Raw genomic sequence first — 25929 nt, forward strand, 5'->3', positions numbered from 1 at the left:
TTCCGTTATAGGGCAAGATTGTGGAATAACAGTTTTTGTGCAATGTTACCAAACATGGCTTTGGGAAGATTATTGTAATTAAATAACATAATTTAGTTGAATTACCCTACAAATAAAAATATGTGTAACATTAGGAGAATTCTACACGTCTATGTTTTACAAGGGGGGAAGTGTATGAAAAAGGTATTAATTTCTTTATTAGCTGTAGTTGTGTTAGTAGGTGGGATTTATTTTGTACTTAATCTTAAACCACCTAAACCACCTAAAGCAAGCATAACTATTGAAAATAATACTGTAGAAGTAGCACAAGGTTCTTATTGCTGGGGCGGGTTTATTAAATTTCAATGTGTTGATAAGATTTCGCCACCAGATATTATTAAACATCACGGACTTAAACCCGTTGTTGTATCACCTGGAGCTGAATTTAAAATAGAATTTAATCGTAAACCACTAGAAAATACGTTGGACGCATCTATATGGTTTAGTAACGATGAAATAGAAAATGCCCCATTAAATGACAATGTATTAGTAGTGCCAAAAGAAAAAGGTGTTTATATTTATAGTGTTTCTGCAAATTGGGAAAAGGGAAGTTCGAGTTATGTCTTTGTAATTGAAGTTAAGTAAGTTTTTTTCACTAACAGAGTACTTTAATGCAACAAGGGTTTATTACGAATACATAAATAAACCTAATATCGTTCCCAAATGAAAGTTTGGAAAGAAGACGAAACCCAAGAAATCGTTAAACCAACATTTCTTGGGTTTTATTTTTGAAGTTGTATATATAACTTTTTATGCAGATATATAAACAGCGCTACAATAATACTTTTCAAGGTTATGAAGATTGTGATATCTGAATAAAAACCTGTATATTTAATTGAAAAAACAATCTTCAACAATCGGGCGCAATTCTGTAATAAGGATTAGCGCTAATTTTTATTATAAAGAAAATAACATATTCTTAATGAAAGTAACCAATGGTCACTTCTAAAGTGATCATTGGTTACGTAATTCATTCTTTTATCAAATTAGTGATTGAATAATGTAGTCATTTACAAAAGCCTTAATAAAAAATAACTCATCATCATTTGGCGTTCTGTTATTTTCTAGCTTGAAGGACTCTAATGCCTTATCTAACGAAGAAGAATTAACCGCTTTACTTGCTGCTCTTAAATCTTTCCAAAAAGTCATCATTTCTTCCAAATCACAAATAGATTCATGGCCAAGAAGGAACGATTCCGCATGATATTTTTGAACGTCTTCAATCATCGGAATTAATAATGATTGCTTATAATGGAATAAAGAATCTTTCGTTGTTCCATATACACAATCTCCTAAAAAAATGACTTTCTCATCAGGCACATAAATGATTGTAGCATCATTAGAATGTGTACTGTTAATTTTTTCAAGTACACATAATTTATTTCCTAAATCAAGCGTTAATGTTTTTTCAAAGATGATGTGTGGAGAGTTTAATTTAAAGTGATCTCTATTTGGAATTTCTGTTTCAATAATCTCGATACATTTATCGCTCATCACGTTAGATTGTGCATATGATTGTAGTGAACTGTCATCAAATGTGTAACCTTGCCATACTTTTAATAATTCGTTTGTTTGGCTGTTCACGATAATCGTTGCATCAAATTCATTCATGCCAAGGAAATGATCCCAATGTGCGTGGGTAATGACCACATATTTAATTGGGGGCACATTTAGTTTCTTAATTTCATTTAAAAAATCCTTTGCATGCTGCGTAGAGTTACCACAGTCTATAAGTAGACTATATTGTTCTCCACAAACCATTCCTAGAGTAGGGCGGTCGTTTTCATCTTGATTAGGCATATAATATATAGAATCACTGAATTTATTTAACATGTTTTATTTTCCTCTTTTCTAGGTTGTTGTAAATCGAAAGAGAAAATCTACATGTTTATCCTATATTTAATAAAATAAGTTAAGATTTTCTCAGATTATTTGTTTACCATTGGACTAATACCCCCTTTACAATATGGAAAAGTATAACATAAATGTTGATTTAAAGGATGTATAATTAACGATTTTTGAATAATAATCTTAAACAATCGGGCGCGATTCTTCAAAAAGAAGATCGCGTTTTTCCGTTTTAGGATCATTTAATTGAATAAAATTATTGGATATTTATGTTAAAATAAAGAGGATGTTACTTACACTTAGCTACGGGGGTGCTTATGAAAATTCACTATTATTTAGGGTGGTTTAACAATTTTTTCCCAGAGAATCTGGGCATGGTGTTACAGGAAGATATTAAGGATAGAAAATCGCTTGCTATGATTAGCTCGAATCCATCGATTTATGAAGAGAGTGGTGCTACTGAACGCTCGTGGCTTAATCAGGCTGGCATTATTTTTGATGAATATCATTTAATCAATTATCGCGTACAGAAGGAAGATGCCCATAAAATAATTCAAGATGCTTCCGTCATTTTCTTGTTGGGTGGGAATACGATTATACAAAATGATTTTTTGATGGAATATGAATTATCAGATTCGATTAAAGAAAGCAAGGCAGTTGTGATGGGGGCAAGTGCTGGTGCAATTAACATGTCTGCTAAGTGGTTATGCTCGGAAAACTTTGGCTATAAAGTTGAAAAAAGCTATGTTTACGATGGAATCGGCCTTGACGATTTTTCCATCCTGTCTCACTTTGATCTTGAAAAAAACATGGCGTTGGTTCAAGGCGAATTGTCCCCTTTATCGGCAGAGATAAATATTTATGCTTCGAATAAAGATTGTGCTGTACGTATAAAGGGAGATAAAATCGACATTTTTGGCAATGTATATTTAATTTCGCACTCAAAGATTCAGAAAATGCATGAGACACTCTAGTTAAGATGAGTGGCAAAGCGGCATATAGAATTTTATGGATAATTGTATTTTCGACAATCGGGAGCTTTCCTTGAATAAGGAAAGGCTCTTTTTATACATTTATGGGCTAGATTGTAAATAAAAGTTTTTTATGCAGTATTACTAAACGATGCTTTGGGAAGGTTTAAAGGAATTTATTGAACTCTGCTAGAAATACTAATATAACAACTTAGGAGGTGTTTAGATGTTTAGAAAAGAAACACCAGAACAGGAAAGAGAGCGTTTATATCAAGAAGAACAAAAAAAGAATCCTGCTGGAAATTTCAATGATAATCTTAATCGCACACAAGCAGGTATGCCTAATACTACGGGGATGAGTATCAAAGAAATCGGAGTATTAATTATAATCGTCCTTGTAATATTTATTGTATATAGTATATATAAGCCATTATAATTCCCAATTGAAAGTACGGGGACACTGAATAACTATCTTCAATAATCAGGCGCTTTTCTGGAATAAGGTTATTTATGTATTTTAAATGTTATATATAAGTTATCATCATTACACTCTACTTTACATGGATTAAAATCTATGATTCGATTTTCTAAATTAAGCATCAGACTATTAGAAAAATCACTAGGTGGAGTTGAAGAAAAAAGTACTCTATCTAAAAAGATTTTTTCATTAGTAGGTAACTTTTCAATGAGTCTGATATGAGTCTGATTTTTTACTGGGAGTTCTCGTTGATTAAATACAGATAAATTATTTTCTGGGGTTGCAAAAACTAAAATATGTAGGGGTTTTTCACTGGAATTGTGATAACCATGTACATAATTTGTCCATCCAAAGACAAGATTATTTTTCTTAGCAACTATTTGCTCTTCAAATGAAATATCATAAGTTAATTCTCCTTCTAAAATTAAAGCGTGATCTTCGCCTATAGGATGAAAATGTGCATCTATTCCTTCATCATCATTATTAATTTGGAAATATAGAACACGATGATTTTCACAAGAACTTTCCCAAATCTTTTTAAACTTAATGTCGGATTTCATTATTTTTGTTAAATCTATCATATGTATCACCTCATTCTGTATTATAAGTCATTTGTTGTGTAGTTAAATCATTCTTAGGAATGATTATTTAAAAAAGCTAAATAATCTTCAATTAAAGTGCACGATTCTTAATTAAGGATCTCATCACTTTTCATTAAAAGGCAGCAAACTTAAATAAAATATTTTTATTTTTTTAAATATTATGGTAAATTATAGTTGTAATATTTAGCGTTGATAAGGAAGAGTAAGTATTGGAGTTTTTATAGAGAGCTTCTGATGGTGGAAATGAAGCAAAACGAATTTACTGAACATGGCCTTTGAGCTTCGTACCGATATGTAGGCTACGACGAGAAGAGCACTCGTTACAACAGCGGCAGTATGAATTTGTACTGGCAGAGGCAAATAGTGTAAACTATTTGTGAAAATTAGGTGGTACCACGAGATAATTCGTCCTAATCGCAAATTGCGATTAGGGCTTTTTTTATTATAAGGGGGAAACATAGAATGAATATATTAATTGGAGGCGCTTGGCCTTATGCAAATGGTTCTTTACATTTAGGTCATGTAGCAGCACTTTTGCCAGGAGATATTTTAGCAAGGTATTATCGCTTAAAAGGCGAAAAGGTGCTTTATGTATCAGGTAGTGACTGTAATGGTACGCCAATTTCAATCCGGGCTAATCAAGAAAATACTACAGTAACAGCAATTGCGGATCGTTATCACACTGAATTTTTACAATGCTTTAATGAATTAGGATTTACCTATGACCTATATACAAGAACTGATGCATCACATCATCATAAAGCTGTACAAAATATATTTTTAAAGCTTTTAGAGAATGGTTTTTTATTTAAAAAAAGGGTTGAGCAAGCATACTGTACAGTAGATGATCAATTTTTACCAGACAGATTTGTGGAAGGAATATGTCCAAATTGTGGAGCAAAAGCACGTGGAGATCAATGTGACAATTGTTCAACCATTCTAGATCCACTTGATTTGAAAGATAAAACATGCAAAATTTGCGGAAATGAGCCAGAAATCCGAGAAACTGAACATTATTATTATGAGTTTAGTCATTTTCAAAAGCAATTAGAGAACTTTGTCGATGAAGCATCTATAGAAGGAAGATGGCGAGAAAATGCCGTACAGTTAACTAAACGTTATTTAACTGAAGGATTACCAGATAGGGCTGTCACAAGGGATTTACCTAATGGAATTTCTGTACCTGTATATGGGTTTGAAGAAAAGAAAATCTATGTTTGGATTGAAGCAGTAGCAGGATATTATACAGCAAGTTTAGAATGGGCAAAACAAAATGGAAAAGATGTTTCCGAATGGTGGAATGAAGAAGCCGTTTCCTATTATATTCATGGCAAAGATAATATCCCATTTCATACAGTAATTTGGCCAGCAATCTTAATGGGTCTTGGTCAAGAGGGATTACCAACACATATTGTTTCAAATGAATATTTAACATTAGAAAAAAGGAAACTTTCAACAAGTCAAAATTGGGCAGTTTGGGTACCAGAAATATTAAAAGATTATGATCCAGATTCGATTCGCTATTTTTTAACAATCAATGCTCCAGAAAATCGTGACGCCGATTTTTCTTGGCGAGAATTTATCTACAGTCATAACAGTGAACTATTAGGTGCATTTGCCAATTTTGTGAATAGAACATTGAAATTCATTGCAAAATCCTTTAATCACAAAGTCCCTCAAGCAAAAGTAAACAACAATATTAAATTAGATGTGGAAAACTTATATGCCAAAGTTGGAGAACATATCGAATCAGGTGAAATGAAACAGGCAATTGAAGCTATTTTTAACTTTATTCGCAGGTCAAATCGCTACTTTGATGAAGAACAACCATGGACTACTGTTAATAATCATATTGAAAAATGTGAAGAAACGCTTGCAACTTGTGTTTACATTATTCAAAATTTAGCTCAATTATTACATCCCTTCTTACCATTCGGTTGTGAAAAGATTCGTCAAATGTTAGGTACCTCTTTAAACGGATGGGCTGAAGTTGCTGACTTACCAACTGAACTAAATAATATAGAACCCCTATATGAAAGGATTGATGTAAAAAAAATAGAAGAAGAACTTCAAAAATTAGAAGAAGCATCTAAACGAATTTAAGTTAAACAACCAATAAAACTAGTTTGTATTATGTAATTCTCATTTTATTGTATTATTTTAAGTTTTATTCAGCAATCGGGCGCGATTCTTCCATAAGAAGAACGCGTTTTTCCGATATATGGCGCATTTCTTAAATAAGAAAATGCTTTATTTCATTATAGGACAATTTAATTGAATAACACTTCTAAATTAAATAATGGGATTATATGTTCATGTTGATGAGGGTTTGTGAACCAGTATACTTAAGCTAACGATGCAGTTTAGTTGAATAAAAGGGTTTTTTGAAACAGTGTAGAAAGTTAATATTGGTTGATAAATTGTATTTAACAGGGAGATGGTATAAATATATGCAGACAATTATTGTCGACTGGGGTGGAAATAATGTGAAGCTTACTTGGCTGCCTCAAATGAAATTAACAGAATCTTTAATAGTGACGAGTGTTCATGCAGTATGCTTTAAAGATGGGAAAGTGTTATTAGCACAAATAAAAAATCGAGGGTTTAATTATCCAGGTGGACACGTAGAGATTGGGGAGAAATTAGAAGAAGCTATACTACGCGAAACATATGAAGAGGGGTATGTAAAGGGAACGATTAAATACATAGGTTCAATTGAAGTAAGCCATAAAGAAAATCTGTCTTTTGATTCAAGTGGAAAATATCCTTTGATTGCTTATCAGGCATTTTATAGAATGGATGTTACCGAATGTTTACCTTTTCTCCGAGAACATGAATCATCTGCACGAATTTGGCTAGAACCCTCTGAAATACCATTTGTAATTACTGACCATAAACTTTCAAAATTAATCTTAGACGATGCGTTAATCTTTTGTTCTTCATAAACTAACGGGGTGCTTTAGATCAACTTGTGCCAACACATTCGAAAGAGGTGTGAAAATAAACCCTGAAGCCAGAAACAGTGCTGCTGCTACAGAAGTAAAATACGTCATGCGCTTTGTCATCTTTTTACGTTTCACTTTTATCCAAGCTGTTGCGCTTGCTCAATACCTAACTGAATTGCCTGGAAAACTTCATCTGTTGGCACTTCAATCTCATGTAAATCTATGCGCATAGTAATCGTCTCCTAACTTTTGTTTTAATTCCAACTTTGCTCGGCGTAAATATGTTTTAATTGTAGAAGGGGTTTTTGCAGAACCTTCTTTAATTAGAAGATTACATTTTTCCGTTATATGGCCATTTAATGGAGTAAGGATTTCTGAATTGAAGGTGGGAAATAACAAAAATTATATTTTTTTCTATCTATAAAGTGTATAATCTGAGCTAATAGGGGAGGGAATCAAATGGAAATATATCAAGCTACGAATGAAGATTTAGAAGGAGTATCAAATTTATTTAATTTGTACCGTGTGTTTTACCAACAAACATCGGATTTGGAAGGTGCTACGGCATATATAAAGGAACGTTTAGAAAACAAGGATTCTGTGATATTCGTTGTTAAAAATAAAATAGATTATGTAGGTTTTATTCAACTTTATCCTACATTTTCCTCAGTATCTATGAAAAGAGCATGGATACTGAATGACTTGTATGTAGATGCAGAAGCCAGAAAAAAAGGAGTAGGAGAAATGCTCTTACAAAAAGTAAAAGATTTCGCTACTGAAACAGGTGCTAAAAACATTAGTCTAAGTACAGCACCAGATAATTATTCTGCTCAAAGACTATATGAAAAAAATGGATATATACGAGATTCACAATTTTATCAATATGAATTAAGTTTAGCTAAATAATCGTCTGCCTAATCCGTAAAAAAAGTAATTCCGCTTACTTAAATTTTTCATCATAACTTTTTAGACATTATAATATGCGGAATTCCATCCTCCATAAATTCATTTGAAGTAGTTTGGTAACCTAGCTTTTTATAAAAACCTTCTGCTTGTGTTTGACCATGTAACTTTACTTGTGTAACCCCATTGTCTCTTGCTATTTCTTCCATTGCTTTTACTATCTCTTTCCCTAAACCGTATTTACGGTAAGGTTGCAATAAACAAATTCTCTCTAACTTTCCATACTTGTCAACAATACGGAGCCTACCAGTTCCAGCTGGTTGTTCATTAAAATAGATTAAAATATGTTCACAAGGTGCATCTAGATTATCAAATTCATCAAATTCGTCTAACAGTGGTACTTCCTGCTCTTTTACAAATACTTCTTTTCTTATATCAAATGCAATCTTTAAATCCTTTTTAATTGTAATTTTTTTAAAATTCATCTGTCTCCTAACCTTCCTAGATTTATTTGTATAAACAAGTCATAATACTAATATATAATAAATGATATATTGTTGTAAATGCAACATAAAATTTGGAGGATCTTTAGATGAAAGAAATTCTTCGTGAAATAGGTATGATTGCAAGGGCGTTAGATTCTATTAGTAATGTTGAATATAAGGAATATGATTTAACTAAGGGACAGTATCTTTATCTTGTCAGAATATGTGAGAATCCAGGGATTATTCAAGAAAAGTTAGCAGAAATGATTATGGTGGATCGAACTACAGCAGCACGCTCAATAAAAAAATTGGAACTTCAAGGATTTATTGAAAAGAAAGACGATAAAGTTAATAAGAAAATTAAAAAACTCTACCCAACAGAGAAGGGAGAGAAAGTATATCCTTTTTTAATGAGAGAAGGAAATCATTCTAATATGGTTGCATTGTCTAGTTTCTCTGAAGCAGAAGTAGAACTATTTTATGACTTTTTATCACGCGTTAGAAAAAATATTGTTGTCGATTGGGAAAATATAAAGAATGGAAATAAAAGAGAGTATTAATCTTCAATAATCTGGCGCGATTCTTGAAGGTGAAGCCCAAAAAGTTATACTTTATATTTAGTTAAGTAGCTATGGAGGATTGAATTCGGTATTGTACCGGACTCAATCCTAATGGAGTAATACCATTAATGAAATTAGCTAATCCTGAAAGGCTTATTTTTTAAGGATGCGTAGTATTTTAAGAAGAATTATTATTCAAAACTAGTAATAATATCATCCCTATGATACATACTTTACCAACCCATTGAAAAAATTCAAAAGGCTCTTTTATCCAAAAAACTGTTGTTAGAACAGCTGCTATTGGTTCTAAACTACCTAAAAGGCTTGTTTCTTTAGGGGAAAGACTTTGTGAGCTTTAATAAATGCCTTAAAAGTAATCAAAGAAGAGATAAGATTAAGTTTTGGTGGTTCGATGAGACCAGTTTTAATTGAACCTATTAACAATCCTTCTTATAATTATCTTTTATCTCCAGTACGTACATATTAACAAAAGTACTCCTTATTGTAAGAATGAGATATTAAATTGATAGGATATTTATTTTAATACTATTCAGGCGCGATTTTTTAATAAAAAGATCGCGTTTTTCCGTTATATGGTCAGATTGTTGAGTAAATATTTACTTGTAAAGCATTTCGTGGGGTTAGCCGTATTATAAGTAAGTGCGGTTTTTTCTACGTTTTATTAAATGACAAGTGTCATCTGTACCCATTGACGCCTGTCGATATTTTCATGGATGCCCTGTAATGTACGATAAAAGTACAGAAATGGAGGGGCATTTATATGGAACGTATAGCATTGGTCGATATATTAAGAGGAATCGCTATTTTGGGTACACTTGGAACGAATATTTGGATTTTTGCCCATTTAGGGGATCTAAAGTATATAACAACTACGGATTTTATCAGTTGGTCGAGTATGGATGATATTTTACGCCTACTTATACTGTTCATATTTAACGGCAAGCTGCTTGGCATGTTAACAATAATGTTCGGAGTAGGAATGGAGATAAAATATCAGCAGTCCATTAGACACAATAATCCTTGGATTGGTATGTATAAATGGGTAATCGTATTTTTAATGGTGGAAGGTCTTCTGCATTACGTACTTGTAATGGAGTATGATGTGCTCATGAGTTATGCCGTAACGGCAGGAATTATTGCTGTCATATTAAAACGTGGGAAACGGGCAATGACGCGGGCGTTATGGGTTGCTGGAACTTTACATTTAGGAATGCTTGCCTTAATTTTTACTTCAATGCTGTTGGGACCGGCGTTTTCATTGGCAAGCTCTCCACAGCTGATTGCAATTTATGCTGAGGGAACATGGCTGGATCAGGTCCAGAATCGTCTCATATATTTTATGTTCTTTAGAGCAGAGGTAATCTTTATTATTCCTTTAAATGTAATTTTATTTATTGTTGGTATAAAGCTGATGCGCAGGGGTGCGTTCTCCTTTACTGAGTGCGGCATTGCCATTCAACGAAAGCTACTCATTTGGGGGTTAGGTCTAGGTCTGCCTTTGAATATGTTGACTTTTGTACCAGGCGGTCTATTTGATTTACCTGTCCGTTATCTGTTTGCCCCTATCCTGGCATTAGGCTATATAGGACTGATTGCTTTTATTGTTCGGAAGTGCAGTACTTGGGGAATGTGGAAGTGCCTTGAGAAAACGGGTCGAATGTCTTTAAGCTGTTACATTGTGCAAAACATTACTGCTACAGCTATTTTCTATGGATGGGGTTTAGGGCTTGGAGGTACTTTAAATAGTGTGGAAATTATAATGGTTTTTTGTATGATTGTAGTAGGACAAATTATACTGGCGAATATGTGGTTAACTAAATTTCCTTTTGGACCGGTCGAATGGCTGAGGAAGGGACTGCTACAGAAGCTGGAAAGATAGGGGTGTTAGATGCTGGAATGGTATCCTAAAAGTCAGGCAAGATATTATTTAATTATTGATGTATTGACCGTCCTGCTATTTAGCTATGCGGTTGTCGTCTCGGAGCAGATTCCGTCACTTGTTTTTAAGGTTGTATTAATCATCATTTATATAGGCGCCTATTACACGGCACTATGGTATCAGGATGGTTTGTTGCTTCCTGCTGTTGTCCTTGGTTTTGTTATGACAGCATATTTGGCTTATTTAAGTGGTCCACAGTGGATTTTCTTTCAGTTTGCCTTTGCAGATTTTGTCGGTCGCGCTGTCAATCGGCATATTTTATGGATTGCTACATGTGTAAATTTTCTCCTCCTATTAAGTCTCGTTTTACGCTATCAGGAGGTACTGTTTTCAAATTCACAGTCAATTGTACTGGCGGTTATGCTTTTTCTTCTGCTGGTGCCGTGGCTACGCTATTATATTGAAAAATCCAAGCTGCTTCAGCGCGAGGTTGATGAAGCGTCGGTTCACATTGCGATGCAGCAGGACCGTCAGCGGATTGCCCGCGATCTGCATGATACTTTAGGGCATACGCTGACGGTTATAAAGGTAAAAACAGAGCTTGTTTCCAGGCTGGTGCCAAACGACAATCACAGAATTCATAAAGAACTTGATGATATGATTCTAACAGTCCGAACAGCACATAAGCAGGTGCGTGAAATTATATCGGAAATAAATTTTATATCCTTGCAGGAAGAGCTTAAGCATTGTGAGCAGTTGCTTAAGAATGCCGGTATCCGTGTGCAGATTAATCATCAGGTTACCAATATTTTGCTTTCTAGTGTGCAGGAAACGATGCTTGCCTACAGTATCCGAGAAGCGGTAACGAATGTTGTAAAGCACAGTCATGCTGCTGATTGCAGAATGCATTTATATCAGAAAGAAGACCGGGTAGAAACAGTTATTACCGATAACGGAATCGGTTTATCCGAAAAGCAGCATGGCAATGGGCTGTTTACAATAAAAGAACGGATGAGGTCATTAAAGGGAAAAGCTGAAGTGACGTATAATGAGGAAGGAACAAAAGTGCTTCTGACTTTACCACTGGATCCGATTCAGGAGGGCGTGAAATGATTAGACTTAGTATCGCTGAGGATCAGCAACTGCTGAGAGGTGCCTTAATTTCCATTATGGAGCTTGAGGAAGATTTACATATTGTGGGTGAAGCATCAGATGGAGCTGAAGCATGGGCTTTAATTGAAAAGGAAAAGCCGGATGTATGCATTTTGGATATTGAAATGCCGCATTTTTCCGGGTTGGAAGTAGCTGCGAGAATACGCCATCACAATTATCCATGCAAAATTATGATTATGACAACTTTTGCGAGAGCCGGTTATTTGCAGGAAGCAATGGATCTAAATATTGAAGCATATGTTCTGAAAGACGAGCCTATCCAATATGTAATTGGTGCAATACGCAAAATTGTGCAAGGTGAAAGGGTAATCAGTCAGGATCTTGCCGCTTCTTTATTTATGAATAAAAAAAATCCTCTAAATGACCGGGAAATCAATGTACTGAAGCTCGTGAAGGAGGGCTATACGACGAATGAAATTAGTAAAAAGTTATTCCTGACTAAAGGCACAATTCGCAACTATTTATCTTTATCCATTCAAAAGCTCGAAGTTAAAACAAGGCAGCAGGCTGTACAAAAAGCAACTGAAAAGGGCTGGATATAAATTGTAGTTCAAATTGAAATGGGAACCATAATTTTTTAATTTACATAAAGGAGCTGAAGGTTATGCCTGTCTATAATAAATTAGTAAGAGATAGGATTTTAGAGATTATCGAATCAGATGGGTTAGCTTATAATGCTCGAATACTAGAGTCAAGTGAACTTTTAAAGGAAATTAGGGCGAAAATGATTGAGGAAGCTAAAGAGTTTCATGCAGCAGAAACTGCTAATGAAAGCGTGGAAGAATTAGCAGATGTATTAGAATTATTACATACGGCTCTTAACACATTGGGTGTGACTTATGAAGAGCTAAATGAAGTACGGTTGCAAAAAAAGGTGAAACGTGGTGGTTTTGAAAAAGCTATTTACTTGGTTGATATAGAGGATAGGTAATCTGTGATTTTCTCCAAGACCTCCGTATATAACAATCTGGCGCGATTCTTCAATAAGAAGATCGCGTTTTTCCGTTATAGGGCCAGATTGTGGAGTAAAAGTTTTTTATGTTTTTATCAAGTAAATTTTAACGTTATAATCACTTGTATAAAAAACCTTTGGAGGGCTGTATGGAGAAAACAAGTTTATATGCATACATTAGTTTTACTGGTAAAGATGATGTTGACGATTTTCCTGTAGAAGTAGTAACAGAGATGTTGGGTGTACAGCCAACAAGAATATTGCGAATGGGTGAAAGAATAAATGATGTACGTACACGTTCATTTACATCGTGGCAATATGAATCTGAAACATTAGAAACACTTGATGTAGATGATGTTTTACTTCCCATTTTATATGTTTTCCAGGACAAAACAGATTCAATTAACCGTATAAAAAAAGAGATGAATTTGAATGTAAAAGTTGCATTAGTAATAACAATGATAGATGGTTTTACACCTGGTTTGGTAATCTACCCTGAATTTAGTAAATTTGCTTCCGATATCAATGCATTTATTGATATTGATATGTATGTATATCCTTTTAGTGAACCTGAAGAATAACAACTCATATTATGAATAAATATAAATCTTAATCTCAATAACGTTTCCAAATAAAAGTTGAAGTGACCCCTAAAAGTTAGACACGGTTATTTCATTTAGGCAGCTTGGGTAAATTGAGTTCGGTATTGCACCGGACTCATTTTTAATTTTGCCTTCATGCGTTTCGTGTTGTAATAATTTATATATTTATCAAGTTCCAATTTAAATTGCTCTACACTTTCAAATTTCTTAAAGTAGAGGAATTCCGACTTCATGATGCCAAAGAAATTCTCCATGACTGAATTATCGTAACAGTTACCTTTACGCGACATACTTTGTACAATGCCTCTTGATTGGAGCTTGTGGCGGTATTGCTTCATTTGATAATGCCAACCTTGATCGGAATGCATTAATAGCTGATGGTCTTCTGGTAAGTGTTCTAACGCCTTTTCTAACATCTCTGAAACTAATGAATAGGTAGGTCTAGAGCCAATTGTATAGGTGATAATTTCTCCGTTAAACAAGTCTAAAACAGGCGATAAATAAAGCTTTTCGCCAAATAATTTAAACTCCGTTATATCCGTTACCCATTTTTCATTTGGTGCTTCTGCAGTGAAATTGCGATTTAAAATATTTGGGGCGATTTCACCAACCGTCCCTTTATACGATTTATATTTTTTCATGCGTACTAAACACTTTAATCCAAGCTCTTTCATGATGCGCTGAACCTTTTTATGATTCACTTTTTGCCCACGATTCTCCAGCTCATCACGAATACGACGGTAGCCGTAACGACCCTCGTGTTCGTCGTAAATCGCTTGAATATCGGCTTTTAAATCAGCGTCTCGATCTGGTCGATTCATCTTCTTCACTAGATTATAATACGTGCTGCGTTTGATTTCTGCGAATGCCACAAGCGCCTTCACCGAGTATTTATGCCTTAATTCATAGATGACCTTTACTTTGTCTTCTTTGGTAATTTTTCCTTGGCTTGAACTAAGGCATTCAACTTTTTTAAATACTCGTTTTCCATGCGTAGACGGTTGATCTCTGCTTGAAGTGCTTCAGGTGAACCTTCTACTGGTGCTTGTTTTGGTTGTTTAGTCGATTCTTTTTTCATGGATAGACGCCCCTTTTTCTTTGGCTGAAGGGCATCTTCTCCTAATCTTTCGAATTGGTTTTTCCAATTCCGTATCGACGAACTAGCTGCTATATTGAAAATCGCTGCCGTTTCGTGTAAGGACGTACCGTGTTCAGTCATATAATTAAGTACGTCTAGTTTAAACGCTTTTGTATAATTTGTATATCGTCTGACAAACACTTCTACGCCGTTATTTTGATATTGTTTTACTAAAGTTAATAAATACCGGTGTGAAATACCAAAATCCGCAGCGACCGTTCTTGAGCTTTCCTTGCCATTTACATATCGTTGAACCGCTGCTAGTTTATCTTCTGGACTCATTCTAGTCATAGAAAAACTGCACCTCCTTGTTAGATGTGTCTAACAAATGGGGTGCAGTTCAAGTTTGGGAGACACAAACAATCTTCAAAAATCGGGCGCGATTCTTTAATAAGAAGGTCGCGTCTAAATAGATTCAAATTTTGCCGGTAAGAAATATGTTATACAAGTTTTTATACAAATAAATGAGCCTGTCGTTCTTCCTTATCCATTATAAAATACGCATTGTAAGAAGGATAATCGGTATAACCCATATTAGTATAACATATAAAATCTGCATCATTTTTATGCCCCCAAACTATCATGTTTTGCAATCTGGTCCGTTATTAGAAATATATCCTTCAAAAACCGTCGTTTGATGACATTAATTATAAACTAGTCCAGTCCCAAAATCGTATTTGGGAACCTCTTTGTATCTTCAGTTTAAAATGGCTGTTTTTGTTTATTATTATAGAAATACGGAAAAGGATAAGAGATGAAATAAGGGGAGGACTGGTTAAATGTTAAATTATACTCGAAATGGTTCAGGGGAAGTTGTCGTATTAGTACATGGATTTTTAGGGAGTACAGCAATATTTGAAAAAATTATGGAGCCATTAACAAAACAATTTGATTTAATTGCAATCGATTTGCCCGGGCACGGTAAAAGTGAAATGCCGGAAGGGGAATATACAGTATATCGCTATGCCGAAGATATTATCGATGTATTGGTAGCTGAAAAAGTTGAAAAGGCTTATTGGATCGGGCATTCGATGGGTGGCTATATTACATTGGCCGCAATCGAAAAACAATATTCTAAAATCGAAAAGGCTGTCCTACTGTATTCCTCCGACTCATCGGACACCCCTGAAGCAATCGATAAGAGAACGAAGCAGCAAGAAGAGATTCAGGAACATGGAACAGGATCGTTTGTAGATGGAATTATTCATAATTTCCTTGCGGCTGATGCAAAAACGGAAGATGTACTATTTGCAAAAGAAGTCGCCTACGAAGCAAAGGAAGAAGGGCTCGTTGCGGCACTTGGTGCAATGAAATCACGTCCAAACCAACGTGATCTGGTCGATACGTTACCGATCCCAATTCTTGTAATCGAAGGAGAACAAGATAAAGCTGTTACACCGATTACGACATCGAATCCGAATGTGGAAAAAGTAAAAACAAATACAGGGCATCTCGGTATGGTGGAAGATGCTCAAACAGTAGCAAGAGAAATCATTCGTTTCCTGAACAGCGAAAACTAAAAAAAGAGGGATCCATATTTATTGGATCCCTCTTTTTTTAACTGTACTGCTTTTTCAAATATAATGTAATCCAATTAAAGCCTTCGTTTTTCTCTAAATTGGCGACAAGACCAATAATGATCGCATTTCTTGGATTTTCGCTTTTAAGTTCTTCTATTAATAACTGTATGGAATCGAGTTCTAAATTGTTCGTTGTCTGTTGTTGAAGTGACAACAGATCCTCCATTATATGGTCACTCGAATAATTTTCGATCCGTTTGTAAAACTGGGAAGGATGTTGCAGCAGTGCGATTTTGCTTTTAGTCGCTAATAAAGTGGTCTTTTCAACGAGTGACTCAGCAAATTTCCCCGAATCGAATGGCTGGCACGATTCGAAAATATACTGCATATAAGATTGAACCATCCCGTTTATAATAACAACTAAATCATATTGTCTTCCTTTAATCTGGTCGCCAAATACTTCGAATAACAGCTTCTCCAAATTTTTATTGGAAAGCTCTACATAATAATGAATTCGTTCAATTAACGCTTTATTGATGGCAGATACATTTTCCTTCATCAAAATATCCGCAAATCCCGCATATTGTGATAATACTTTCATTGTTTGAACAAAGTAGATATGGAGCTTTTCTGAAGGGTTTTGTCCTTCACTGACTGCTTGGTCAACTTCACGTATTATATTGTTCATAAAATGTTCAATTATAGAAAAAACGAGCTCATCTTTCGATTTGAACGATAAATAAAATGCACCTTTGGAAATGCCGCAATGGTCGGTAATTTGCTGTACAGACGTAGCTTCGATCCCTTTTTCAGCAAATAAATGAAGTGCAGAATCAATTATCAATTGTTTTCTTGTCATAATAATTTAAAGCTCCTTTCAATTGACACGTGACCGACTAGTCATTATTATAGAATGGTGGTTACATATAGTCAAGAAAGGTAAGGTGGAACCGTGAAAGGCCTAGTTAATTTCGTATTAAAAAATAAGCTTGCCGTATGGTTACTAACAATCATTATCGTGTTTTCTGGTATTTATTCATCCACACGTATGAAAATGGAATCGATTCCAGATATTTCGATTCCGTTCTTAATCGTTATGGGTGTTTATCCTGGTGCAACACCAGAGCAAGTAATGGATGATCTTTCAATACCTTATGAAAAGGCAGTTGAAAGTTTAGAAGATGTAAAGGCTGTATATTCTACATCTTCATCAAATGTTTCACAAGTTCAAGTGGAATATGAATATGGCGTGGATATGGATGAAAAGAAACGTCAATTAGAAGCTGCTTTAGATAATATTGAGCTTCCAGAAGGTGCACAAGAGCCTTCAATTATGGCGATCAGCATGAACATGATGCCTGTCATTGCATTATCAGTAAGTAGTTCGGAAGAAGATATTGTTGAACTGACGTCAACAGTAGAGAAAACAATTCTGCCGAAACTAAACAAAATTGACGGTGTTGCATCTGCGACAGTTACAGGTCAACATCTTGAAGAAGTAGCCTTCACTTATGATGAAGAAAAAATGGCACAACTAGGTTTAACGGAAGACTCTGTTAAGCAAATGATTCAAGCTAGCGACCTTGCAGTCTCGTTGGGATTATACGAGTTTGAAGATGGTGAGCAGGCTGTTGCAATTGACGGCAAGTTCAAAACAGAAGAACAGTTAAAAGAAATGCTGATTCCTGTTACACCTTCTGAAACAAACCCGGTTCCTTTCGTGAAACTGGGGGATATTGCTGAAATCGAAAAAGTAGGTAAAGTGCAATCCGTATCTCGAACTAATGGTAAAGATGCGATTGCCATTCAAATCGTAAAAGGTCAGGATGCGAATACGGTTACTGTAGCTAATGCAGTAAAAGATTTAATCGAAGAAGAGCAGGAAGCAATTTCAGGTCTTAAAATCGATATTTCTTTAGACCAAGGGAAACCAATTGAAGATTCTGTTTTTACTATGGTTGAAAAAGCGGTATTTGGTGGTTTAATTGCAGTATTGATTATTCTATTATTCCTGCGAGACTTTAAATCAACAATCATTTCGATCATTTCAATTCCAGTGTCAGTATTCATGGCATTAATGGCATTGCACTGGTTGGATATCACGCTGAATATTATGACGCTTGGTGCGATTACAGTTGCAATCGGACGTGTAATTGACGACTCGATTGTAGTAGTAGAAAATATTTATCGACGTATGCACTTGAGAGAAGAGAAATTACAAGGCCGTGCGTTAATTCGTGAAGCAACAATTGAAATGTTCAAGCCGATCATGTCTTCAACATTAGTAACAATAGCGGTGTTCGCACCACTTGTATTTGTAGGCGGTATGGTAGGGGAATTATTCGTACCATTCGCATTAACCATGTCATTTGCATTAATCGCATCATTAATCGTAGCGATTACAATCGTACCAGCACTTTCACACACATTATTCCGTAAGAAAATTTACGGTGAAAAGTCTGAAAGTCAGCATAAAGAAGTTGGTAAGCTTGCAGTAGCATACCGAAATTTCTTGGAGAAATCATTAAACCATAAATGGATTTCATCAATTATTGCGGTTGTTCTATTAGTCGGTTCACTAGCGTTAACACCATTAATCGGCTTTAGTTTCATGGGCTCTCAAGAAGAGAAAGTGATGTATTTAACATACACACCAGGTACTGGCGAATTAATGGATGAAACACTGGAAAACATTGAAGAAGTAGAACAGGAATTACTGAAGCGTAAAGATATCGATGTTTTACAATTATCGGTGAACACTGAACCTTCTACTGATGCTGCTGCGATGATGACTGGCGGCGGTGCAGGCGGTGGTTTAATCTATGCGATTTTCGATCCGGATATGGAAGATTTCCCGAAAGCTAAAAAAGAAGTAGAAGACTATATCTTTAACATTGGTCAATCAGGCGAGTGGAAAACTCAGAACTTCGCGATGGGTATGTCATCAAATGAAGTTAGCTACACACTATACAGTGAAGATTTAGATAAGCTAAACGAAGCTGTTGCTCAAGTGGAAGATGTTCTAGTTGATGTTAAAGGACTTGATGAAATTGAGTCTAATGCTTCTGCTCCATATGTAGAAAATGTAATCAAAGTAGATCAGGAAAATGTATTACAATACGGTCTGACTACTGCCCAAATTTTAATGGCTTTACAAACAAATACAGCAAAAGAAGTACTGACAACTGTTGAAAGTGACGGCGCTGATATTAATGTAGTTGTACAACGTGAAGCAAAATCTGCAGCAGCGGATATTGATGAATTATTAGAAACACCGATTCAAACGGCAACTGGTCAGACAATGACAATTGGTGACATTGTTGAGCTTGAAGAAGGTACGACTTTAAATTCATTATCTCGTCAAAAAGGTGAATACTTTGCGACAGTATCTGCAACGATTACAGATAAAGATATTTCAAAAGCAACATCTGCAGCAGATGAAAAAATTGCTGATTTAGATTTACCGAAAGGCGTTACAACTGGTGTAGGTGGTGTTGCGGCAGATATGGCTGAAACATTTACACAACTAGGTGTTGCAATGATTGCAGCAATTGCGATTGTTTACTTCATCTTAGTAGTAACATTTGGTGAAGGTTTAGCACCATTTGCGATTTTATTCTCATTACCATTTACTGTTATCGGTTCATGGATTGGATTATTCGCTACAGGTCTTACAATTTCAGTTTCAGTTATGATGGGATTACTGATGTTAATCGGTATCGTAGTCACAAACGCAATTGTACTTGTTGACCGTATTATCCGTATGGAACATGAAGGTATGAACATGCGTGAAGCGATACTGGAAGCCGGAGCAACTCGTTTACGTCCGATCTTAATGACGGCGATTGCAACAATTGGTGCTATGTTACCAATGGCATTCGGTGGAGCTGGCGGCGGTCTGATTTCTCAAGACCTAGCTGTAACAGTAATTGGTGGTTTATTATCATCAACATTATTAACATTGATCATCGTACCGATTGTATATGAAGTATTATCAAAAATGCTGAAGAAAAATCGTAAAGATGTAAAAGACAATTAATACGAGCAGCCTGTAAGAAGTCATTTTTCTTACAGGCTGTTTTTTAGTGTAAAGTAATGGGTATATAAGAAAAGTTTTGATATACATAAAAGGAGGTATGAGATGAAGAAATTATTGTTGTTAAGTCTGGTAGTTGCAGCGATTTTCAGTTTCAATTCTATTTCTGCCGAAGCCGCTTCAGACACAATCGGGCTTGGCAAATATCCTGTGAAAGTTACTGCGAAGAAGAATACGGAATTAAAAGATGAAAATGGCAAGGTCATAAAAACTGTTGCAAAAGGAGACAAGCTATTACTGCAGGCGATAAAAGGGAAGACCGGAATGATCAATTATTCTTCCAAATCAGCTTATATCCCTTTAACCGATGTTCATTATATCCAGTTAGTTGATGGTGCGAAAACAATCACATATGACGAAGTGGCAGCAAAGCTAAAGCTTGTTTCAATAATGTATCCATCACTGACGAAATTGCAGGAAATCGGAAAATCGGTTGAGGGACGGCCTTTATATTCATTAAAAGTTGGAACAGGCAAAAAAGAAGTTTTACTGGATGCCTCTTTCCACGGACGTGAACATATGACGACAAATGTTTTGATGGAGATGATAGATACGTATATAAATGCTTTTGTAAATGGAACAAAAATTGAAAAATACGATGTAAAGAAAATATTAAGTGAAGTGAGCGTCGTATTTGTTCCAATGGTGAATCCGGATGGAGTAACACTTTCACAAGGCGGCAAAGTAAAAACATCGATGACAAAACTAAAAGCGATGAACAATAACAGCACCAATTTTAATCGCTGGAAAGCAAACATTAACGGTGTCGATTTGAATCGTCAATTTAATGTAAATTGGCATTTAATTAAAAAGACAAAGCCTTCATTCAAAGAATATAAAGGAAAAGCGCCAAATACAGAACCGGAAGCGCTCGCAATCAAACGACTGATCGATCGCGGCAATCATTTGGCGTATGTTTCATATCATTCTTCCGGTCAGATTATTTATTGGAGCCAAACGAAAACAAAATTCAGCCGAACGCAAAAGTTGGTAAAAGGGGTATCGAACATTACCGGTTATAAGTTGATGCCTGTAACCAAAAAAAATGAGCCGATTGCGGCATCTGAAGATTACTTTACAAAAGTTAAAGACCGCCCTGCGATGACGGTCGAAATTGCACCATTTGCAGGGGAAGCATCCGTCCTGTTAAAACGTTGGAATAATGTATGGAAGCAAAATAAAACAGTCGGACTGTATGTAGCCAATGAAGCGCGAAATTGGTAAAAAAACTGGTGAATCTCAATTGCGGAGGTTCACCAGTTTTTTAGTTTGCTTATTGAGTTGGTATTTTCCGATTATGTTTTGGAACGAAAAGTACGATGATAAAGGCAATGATCGCTAATATGAACATATAGAAATACGTCGAGCTTGCCGCATTTGCATAACTTTCATTTGCCAGTACCGAAGAGTCGATTAACTGTAGTGAATACACTGTTACGATAACAGCTGTTCCGATTGCCCCTGCGAGTTGACGGATTGTATTATTCACAGCAGACCCGTGTGATGCCAATTCTCTCGGAATCGCATTAAGCGCAGCCGTATTTAGAGGCATTGTAATGAACGCTAAGCCGATCCGCAAAATAATGGTACGTACAAGGATGTATACATATGAAGTGGTAGAAGAAAGGTCAATGACAAGCCACATCGAAAGAGCAATTAACAATAACCCGAATATAAATAATAGTTTCGCACCGTACTTATCAAATAGTTTTCCTGTAAGCGGCGACAATAGTGCATTAATAATCGCACCGGGAAGCAGCAGCAACCCTGCATCCAATGCAGAAAATCCTCGCCCATCCTGTAAATACATCGGCAGTAAAATCAGGTCTGCATACATAATGATTGTTATTGCGACATTGACAATTGTCGTCATGGAATACATTTTAAAACGAAATACCGATAAATTCAGTAAAGGATCCTGTGTAGACAGTTGACGTTGGCAAAACAGAAAGATAATGATCAATCCGGCACCAATCGTTGTTAAAATAACTCCATCATCCCATCCACGACTTCCGGCACTACTAAAGCCGAACAACAAGAAACCAAAGCCGAACGTTGAGTAAAGTAAGCTGATTAAGTCGATTTTTGATTTCGCGCCTTCATTTACATTCATCAAGTATTTATACGCTAAACCAATAATAATAACGATGAAAGGAATTAAACTGATAAACAGCCAGCGCCATGTTAAATAATCAATAATAAATCCGGCCAGCGTCGGGGCGATGGCAGGTGCGAATATAATTGCAAATCCCACTTTTCCCATAATCGCGCCCCTTCTTTCTTCAGGGAACAAGTAGACGATTACGGTCATCATTAATGGCAGAATAATACCTGCCCCAACAGCCTGAATCATACGTCCTGTTAAAAGCATGCCAAAGTTCAAAGCACATGCTGCGACAACAGAACCGACCAATAAAAAGAGCATCGCACTAATAAATAGTTGGCGTGTTGAGAAGCGCTTCATTAAAAAAGCAGTGATTGGAACCAAAATTCCGTTTACGAGCATAAATCCGGTTGCCAACCATTGGATTGTAGTAGGCGATACTGAAAAGGTGTTCATTAAGTCACTTAAAGCCACATTGAGTAATGTCTGATTTAAAGTGGAGAAGAAACAGCCTGCGATCATGACAATCAGCAGTATTTTTCTTGTTTGTTCCGATAATTCATTTTGCATTTTAAAACCCCTTACGCTACGATAACTTTATAGACAATTTGTCTAATAAGTATCATAACAAGTAAAACAAGTATTTGACTATAAACAATAAAACACGAACTGTAGACTAATCGACACATCTGTAAAATATGTAGATATACTAGCATTTAATAGACAGGAATGATAAAAATGAAGAAAACGGATCCACGTACAATCCGGACGAAGGAAATGCTGAAGAGAGCGGTATTTGAACTTTTGGAAGAAGGAATAATGCTTAATCAGTTGTCTGTACAAAAAGTAACCAATCATGCAACGTTAAATCGGACAACGTTTTATTTGCATTATGAAGATATTAATCATTTGCTGGATGATTTAACAAAGGAAATTTTCAATGAAGTAACAGAAAAAATAACGGATTTAAACCATATCCATTTGTTAAATGAAAAGGAACATTTAGTTGAGCTGCTCAATTATTTGACCTCACAAAAAAACGCTTTACGATTGCTTTTCCAGTTTGAACAATTTGAGAAAGTGCTATTTCAATTAATGAAGCAATTAATTGATACAAGAAGGCTGAACATTGGCCGTGTTACAACGAATTCTCTTGTTGACAGCCATATAAAAGCAGCTTCCATTGTTGGCGTCATTTCTTGGTGGTTAAAAGAAGGCGGGCATTTTACTGCGGCATTTATTGCAGATCAGATTCATCTCATGTACAGAACATAGTTTAGCTGCTCCTCGCAACTAAACTAATTGCTGATTTTCGGTATAACCTGTTCCGTTAAAATGACTTTTCTGAGAGAGGGTCACCATATATGGGCATATACAATTGACAATTATCATAAATCATAATATGTTAATATATGAGTATATGTTCATATATAAAAGATAAATGGGGGCGTTATAAATGGGAGAGCACCATCATCACCATCATTCACATAGTACGAACAAGAAAGTTCTTTTTATATCCTTTTTAATTATTACCGGTTTTATGATTGTCGAAGCGATTGGCGGGGTGCTGACGAACAGTCTTGCACTGCTGTCTGACGCAGGGCATATGTTAAGCGACGCCGTTTCACTTGGAATTGCATTAATGGCCATTATATTTGCGCAAAAAGTAGCAAATGCCAGTAAAACATTCGGCTACAAACGTATTGAAATATTAGCCGCCACACTGAATGGCCTGACATTAATCATCATCGCGCTGTTTATTTTTTACGAAGCAATTGGACGTTTTATGAATCCTCCTGAAGTTGCTTCAACCGGAATGCTTATCATCAGCAGTATCGGATTGGCGGTAAATATTTTAGTGGCTTGGATTATGATGCGCGGTGCAGATACGAAAGATAATTTAAATATGAGAGGCGCGTATCTACACGTAATCAGCGATATGATCGGTTCAATTGGTGCCATTGTTGCTGCTTTACTTATTCTGTTCTTTGATTGGGGATGGGCGGATCCATTAGCCAGCGTTTTTGTAGCTGCACTTGTGCTTCGTAGCGGATATCATTTAACGAAAGCTTCATTGCATATCTTAATGGAAGGCACACCTCAGGATGTAACTGTCGATGAAATCATTGAAACGATTGAAAAGTATGATGAAATAACAGCGCTTCATGACCTGCATATTTGGACGATTACGAGCGGATTAAATGCCTTGTCTTGCCACGTTGTTGTAAACGATGACTTGACGATTAAAGAAAGCGAGCAACTTTTAGATAAAGTAGAACATGACTTGCTTCATCAAAATATCCATCATGTAACGATTCAAGTAGAGACAAATACTCATCTGCATGATCGTTCGGTTTATTGTACTGCAAAACAAGATATAAGCCATCAGCATCATCACCATCATCATTAATTAATTACGCCTGGCGTATAGGAGAAAAGAGTGCTTAATCGTATGACAATGAAAAAAAGAACCCAACATGAATTGGATGAAGAAACATTGTTTGTTGTTTCGCAAACGTTCAAGGCGTTAAGCGATCCGACACGAATCCGTATTTTAAACATGTTATGCTGTGAAGAACATTCGGTAAATGACATTGCGGAAAAGCTCGATTTAAATCAGTCCGCGGTTTCCCACCAATTGCGATTTTTGAAGAACTTGCGTTTAGTAAAGTTCAGGCGTGAAGGAACGACATTGTACTATACAAGCGCAGATGACCATGTTATCAACTTGCTTCATCAGGCAATTGATCATGCCCATCATTAATTAAATAAAATACCAGCATCACGTAAAAGTTTGATTTCATAAACTTTTACGTTTTTTTCATTGGTTTCGTCACTTTAGGATGTTGGGTATATCTATAAACGGAAGTCGCACACTAAACTCATTACCCATTTAAAGCAGCAAGGTATTTATCGATTAATTCTAAAATAATGGAGGTTTTTTCTATATGAAAGTTGTAGCAATTGTAGGAAGTATTCGTAAAGAATCATACAATCTAAAAATCGCAAAATATATTCAGGGTCGTTATGCTGATAAATTTGATTTGGAAATTCTGGATTTGGCACCTCTACCAATGTACAACCAGGATATCGAAATGGAAGCTCCCGAAGCGGTACGTCACTTTAAGGCAAAAGTAAAAGAAGCAGATGCAGTGCTTTGGATAACACCTGAATACAACTCCACAATACCCGGTGTTTTAGGAAATGCGATCGACTGGCTAAGCCGAGTGGACAAGGTAATGAACGGCAAACCATCTATAATAATGGGGTCATCAATGGGAATATTAGGTTCTGTCAAAGCCCAAATGCATTTACGCGATATTTTATTTGCAATCGGTCTAAATTCTCCGGTTTTACCTGGTAATGAAGTATATATTGGGGCTGTTCATGAAAAAATTGATGCGCAAGGAAAAATAACAGACGAAGCGACAATCACATTTTTAGATGGTGTCATTGCAAACTTCCTGGAATGGATGAAACAGTTTTAGTATTGTTTGCACCTCTTTTTAAAGAAGAGGTGTTTTTTATGAGATGAGTTTATATGAAAATGTTACCGCTAAAATAGGAACGTAGAGTGTAAGACAAAGTGTGCAAGGTAAAAAAGTAGCCATTT

26 protein-coding genes, 1 pseudogene and 1 other annotated feature are annotated in these 25929 nt (G+C 35.7%); of the genes and pseudogenes, 19 read left to right on the forward strand and 8 right to left on the reverse strand.

Features of this window, described 5'->3' with window-relative positions; genetic code table 11:
- The first annotated feature begins 174 nt into the window (after nucleotides 1–174).
- Nucleotides 175–624, forward strand: coding sequence for a hypothetical protein (locus AC0VXV_RS09290; protein ID WP_475531286.1), 450 nt, complete (start codon nucleotides 175–177; stop codon nucleotides 622–624).
- Nucleotides 625–1020: 396 nt separating this feature from the next.
- On the opposite strand, the gene AC0VXV_RS09295 is transcribed toward AC0VXV_RS09290, so the two are convergent.
- Nucleotides 1021–1872: an MBL fold metallo-hydrolase gene (locus AC0VXV_RS09295; protein ID WP_475531287.1), complete on the reverse strand. Its 852-nt coding sequence runs from the start codon at nucleotides 1870–1872 to the stop codon at nucleotides 1021–1023.
- Between the two features lie 332 nt (nucleotides 1873–2204).
- On the opposite strand from AC0VXV_RS09295, the gene AC0VXV_RS09300 reads away from it, so the two are divergent.
- Together AC0VXV_RS09300 and AC0VXV_RS09305 are read left to right on the forward strand one after the other, a co-directional pair.
- On the forward strand, nucleotides 2205–2861 hold the full coding sequence (locus tag AC0VXV_RS09300; protein ID WP_475531288.1) for a Type 1 glutamine amidotransferase-like domain-containing protein: 657 nt from the start codon (nucleotides 2205–2207) through the stop codon (nucleotides 2859–2861).
- A gap of 223 nt (nucleotides 2862–3084) precedes the next feature.
- Complete coding sequence (locus tag AC0VXV_RS09305; protein ID WP_475531289.1) at nucleotides 3085–3294, forward strand: DUF6366 family protein; 210 nt, start codon at nucleotides 3085–3087, stop codon at nucleotides 3292–3294.
- Between the two features lie 68 nt (nucleotides 3295–3362).
- Here the strand turns inward: AC0VXV_RS09305 and AC0VXV_RS09310 are convergent, their stop codons facing one another.
- Nucleotides 3363–3917 carry a cupin domain-containing protein gene (locus AC0VXV_RS09310; protein WP_475531290.1) on the reverse strand — a complete coding sequence of 185 codons (555 nt, stop codon included), beginning with the start codon at nucleotides 3915–3917 and terminating at the stop codon, nucleotides 3363–3365.
- A gap of 201 nt (nucleotides 3918–4118) precedes the next feature.
- Nucleotides 4119–4354: a binding site (T-box leader), on the forward strand.
- 46 nt (nucleotides 4355–4400) lie between these two features.
- Between AC0VXV_RS09310 and metG the strand changes: the two genes are divergently transcribed.
- Both metG and AC0VXV_RS09320 read left to right on the forward strand, forming a co-directional pair.
- A complete protein-coding gene (metG, locus tag AC0VXV_RS09315) occupies nucleotides 4401–6041 on the forward strand; it encodes a methionine--tRNA ligase (protein ID WP_475531291.1) in 1641 nt (546 codons plus the stop codon).
- A gap of 347 nt (nucleotides 6042–6388) precedes the next feature.
- On the forward strand, nucleotides 6389–6883 hold the full coding sequence (locus tag AC0VXV_RS09320) for an NUDIX hydrolase (RefSeq protein WP_475531292.1): 495 nt from the start codon (nucleotides 6389–6391) through the stop codon (nucleotides 6881–6883).
- On the opposite strand, the gene AC0VXV_RS09325 is transcribed toward AC0VXV_RS09320, so the two are convergent.
- Complete coding sequence (locus AC0VXV_RS09325; RefSeq protein ID WP_475531293.1) at nucleotides 6878–7018, reverse strand: hypothetical protein; 141 nt, start codon at nucleotides 7016–7018, stop codon at nucleotides 6878–6880. The genes AC0VXV_RS09320 and AC0VXV_RS09325 overlap by 6 nt on opposite strands.
- A 324-nt stretch (nucleotides 7019–7342) precedes the next feature.
- Between AC0VXV_RS09325 and AC0VXV_RS09330 the strand changes: the two genes are divergently transcribed.
- Nucleotides 7343–7789, forward strand: a complete 447-nt coding sequence (locus AC0VXV_RS09330) for a GNAT family N-acetyltransferase (protein ID WP_475531294.1) — start codon at nucleotides 7343–7345, stop codon at nucleotides 7787–7789.
- Between the two features lie 50 nt (nucleotides 7790–7839).
- On the opposite strand, the gene AC0VXV_RS09335 is transcribed toward AC0VXV_RS09330, so the two are convergent.
- Nucleotides 7840–8271: a GNAT family N-acetyltransferase gene (locus tag AC0VXV_RS09335; protein WP_475531295.1), complete on the reverse strand. Its 432-nt coding sequence runs from the start codon at nucleotides 8269–8271 to the stop codon at nucleotides 7840–7842.
- 107 nt (nucleotides 8272–8378) lie between these two features.
- On the opposite strand from AC0VXV_RS09335, the gene AC0VXV_RS09340 reads away from it, so the two are divergent.
- Nucleotides 8379–8831 carry a MarR family winged helix-turn-helix transcriptional regulator gene (locus AC0VXV_RS09340; protein ID WP_475531296.1) on the forward strand — a complete coding sequence of 151 codons (453 nt, stop codon included), beginning with the start codon at nucleotides 8379–8381 and terminating at the stop codon, nucleotides 8829–8831.
- Between the two features lie 178 nt (nucleotides 8832–9009).
- Here AC0VXV_RS09340 and AC0VXV_RS09345 read toward each other — a convergent pair.
- Nucleotides 9010–9186, reverse strand: a pseudogene (locus tag AC0VXV_RS09345) (EamA family transporter); the annotation flags it as partial.
- Between the two features lie 426 nt (nucleotides 9187–9612).
- On the opposite strand from AC0VXV_RS09345, the gene AC0VXV_RS09350 reads away from it, so the two are divergent.
- The 5 genes from AC0VXV_RS09350 (at nucleotide 9613) to AC0VXV_RS09370 (ending at nucleotide 13437) form a co-directional block, all read left to right on the forward strand.
- Complete coding sequence (locus AC0VXV_RS09350; RefSeq protein ID WP_475531297.1) at nucleotides 9613–10731, forward strand: DUF418 domain-containing protein; 1119 nt, start codon at nucleotides 9613–9615, stop codon at nucleotides 10729–10731.
- Between the two features lie 9 nt (nucleotides 10732–10740).
- The gene (locus AC0VXV_RS09355; RefSeq protein ID WP_475531298.1) at nucleotides 10741–11844 is read left to right on the forward strand and encodes a sensor histidine kinase; all 1104 of its coding nucleotides are present in this window, start codon (nucleotides 10741–10743) and stop codon (nucleotides 11842–11844) included.
- Nucleotides 11841–12446, forward strand: coding sequence for a response regulator transcription factor (locus AC0VXV_RS09360; RefSeq protein WP_475531299.1), 606 nt, complete (start codon nucleotides 11841–11843; stop codon nucleotides 12444–12446). The genes AC0VXV_RS09355 and AC0VXV_RS09360 overlap by 4 nt, the downstream gene beginning before the upstream one ends.
- A 62-nt stretch (nucleotides 12447–12508) precedes the next feature.
- Nucleotides 12509–12835, forward strand: coding sequence for a pyrophosphohydrolase domain-containing protein (locus tag AC0VXV_RS09365; protein ID WP_475531300.1), 327 nt, complete (start codon nucleotides 12509–12511; stop codon nucleotides 12833–12835).
- A 170-nt stretch (nucleotides 12836–13005) separates the two neighbouring features.
- Nucleotides 13006–13437, forward strand: a complete 432-nt coding sequence (locus tag AC0VXV_RS09370; protein ID WP_475528129.1) for a DUF4279 domain-containing protein — start codon at nucleotides 13006–13008, stop codon at nucleotides 13435–13437.
- 95 nt (nucleotides 13438–13532) lie between these two features.
- Here the strand turns inward: AC0VXV_RS09370 and AC0VXV_RS09375 are convergent.
- A protein-coding gene (locus AC0VXV_RS09375; RefSeq protein WP_475529255.1) for an IS3 family transposase occupies nucleotides 13533–14887 on the reverse strand; the annotation gives its coding sequence in 2 pieces (ribosomal slippage) (nucleotides 13533–14434 and nucleotides 14434–14887; 1356 coding nt in all).
- A gap of 488 nt (nucleotides 14888–15375) precedes the next feature.
- On the opposite strand from AC0VXV_RS09375, the gene AC0VXV_RS09380 reads away from it, so the two are divergent.
- Nucleotides 15376–16116, forward strand: a complete 741-nt coding sequence (locus AC0VXV_RS09380) for an alpha/beta fold hydrolase (RefSeq protein WP_475531301.1) — start codon at nucleotides 15376–15378, stop codon at nucleotides 16114–16116.
- Between the two features lie 37 nt (nucleotides 16117–16153).
- On the opposite strand, the gene AC0VXV_RS09385 is transcribed toward AC0VXV_RS09380, so the two are convergent.
- A complete protein-coding gene (locus AC0VXV_RS09385) occupies nucleotides 16154–16975 on the reverse strand; it encodes a TetR/AcrR family transcriptional regulator (RefSeq protein ID WP_475531302.1) in 822 nt (273 codons plus the stop codon).
- 93 nt (nucleotides 16976–17068) lie between these two features.
- On the opposite strand from AC0VXV_RS09385, the gene AC0VXV_RS09390 reads away from it, so the two are divergent.
- Nucleotides 17069–20155 carry an efflux RND transporter permease subunit gene (locus AC0VXV_RS09390; protein WP_475531303.1) on the forward strand — a complete coding sequence of 1029 codons (3087 nt, stop codon included), beginning with the start codon at nucleotides 17069–17071 and terminating at the stop codon, nucleotides 20153–20155.
- A gap of 102 nt (nucleotides 20156–20257) precedes the next feature.
- Entirely contained in the window at nucleotides 20258–21436 is a 1179-nt protein-coding gene (locus AC0VXV_RS09395; protein ID WP_475531304.1) for a M14 family zinc carboxypeptidase, read from the forward strand.
- Between the two features lie 49 nt (nucleotides 21437–21485).
- Here the strand turns inward: AC0VXV_RS09395 and AC0VXV_RS09400 are convergent, their stop codons facing one another.
- The gene (locus AC0VXV_RS09400) at nucleotides 21486–22886 is read right to left on the reverse strand and encodes a DHA2 family efflux MFS transporter permease subunit (RefSeq protein ID WP_475531305.1); all 1401 of its coding nucleotides are present in this window, start codon (nucleotides 22884–22886) and stop codon (nucleotides 21486–21488) included.
- A 159-nt stretch (nucleotides 22887–23045) separates the two neighbouring features.
- On the opposite strand from AC0VXV_RS09400, the gene AC0VXV_RS09405 reads away from it, so the two are divergent.
- From AC0VXV_RS09405 to AC0VXV_RS09420, 4 genes are all read left to right on the forward strand, one after another.
- On the forward strand, nucleotides 23046–23591 hold the full coding sequence (locus AC0VXV_RS09405; protein ID WP_475531306.1) for a TetR/AcrR family transcriptional regulator: 546 nt from the start codon (nucleotides 23046–23048) through the stop codon (nucleotides 23589–23591).
- Nucleotides 23592–23772: 181 nt separating this feature from the next.
- On the forward strand, nucleotides 23773–24726 hold the full coding sequence (locus tag AC0VXV_RS09410) for a cation diffusion facilitator family transporter (protein ID WP_475531307.1): 954 nt from the start codon (nucleotides 23773–23775) through the stop codon (nucleotides 24724–24726).
- 42 nt (nucleotides 24727–24768) lie between these two features.
- Nucleotides 24769–25080 carry an ArsR/SmtB family transcription factor gene (locus tag AC0VXV_RS09415; RefSeq protein WP_475531308.1) on the forward strand — a complete coding sequence of 104 codons (312 nt, stop codon included), beginning with the start codon at nucleotides 24769–24771 and terminating at the stop codon, nucleotides 25078–25080.
- A gap of 184 nt (nucleotides 25081–25264) precedes the next feature.
- Nucleotides 25265–25804: an NADPH-dependent FMN reductase gene (locus AC0VXV_RS09420; RefSeq protein ID WP_475531309.1), complete on the forward strand. Its 540-nt coding sequence runs from the start codon at nucleotides 25265–25267 to the stop codon at nucleotides 25802–25804.
- Nucleotides 25805–25929: the final 125 nt, after the last annotated feature.

The sequence above is a fragment of the Solibacillus sp. iso_87 genome, assembly GCF_056173085.1.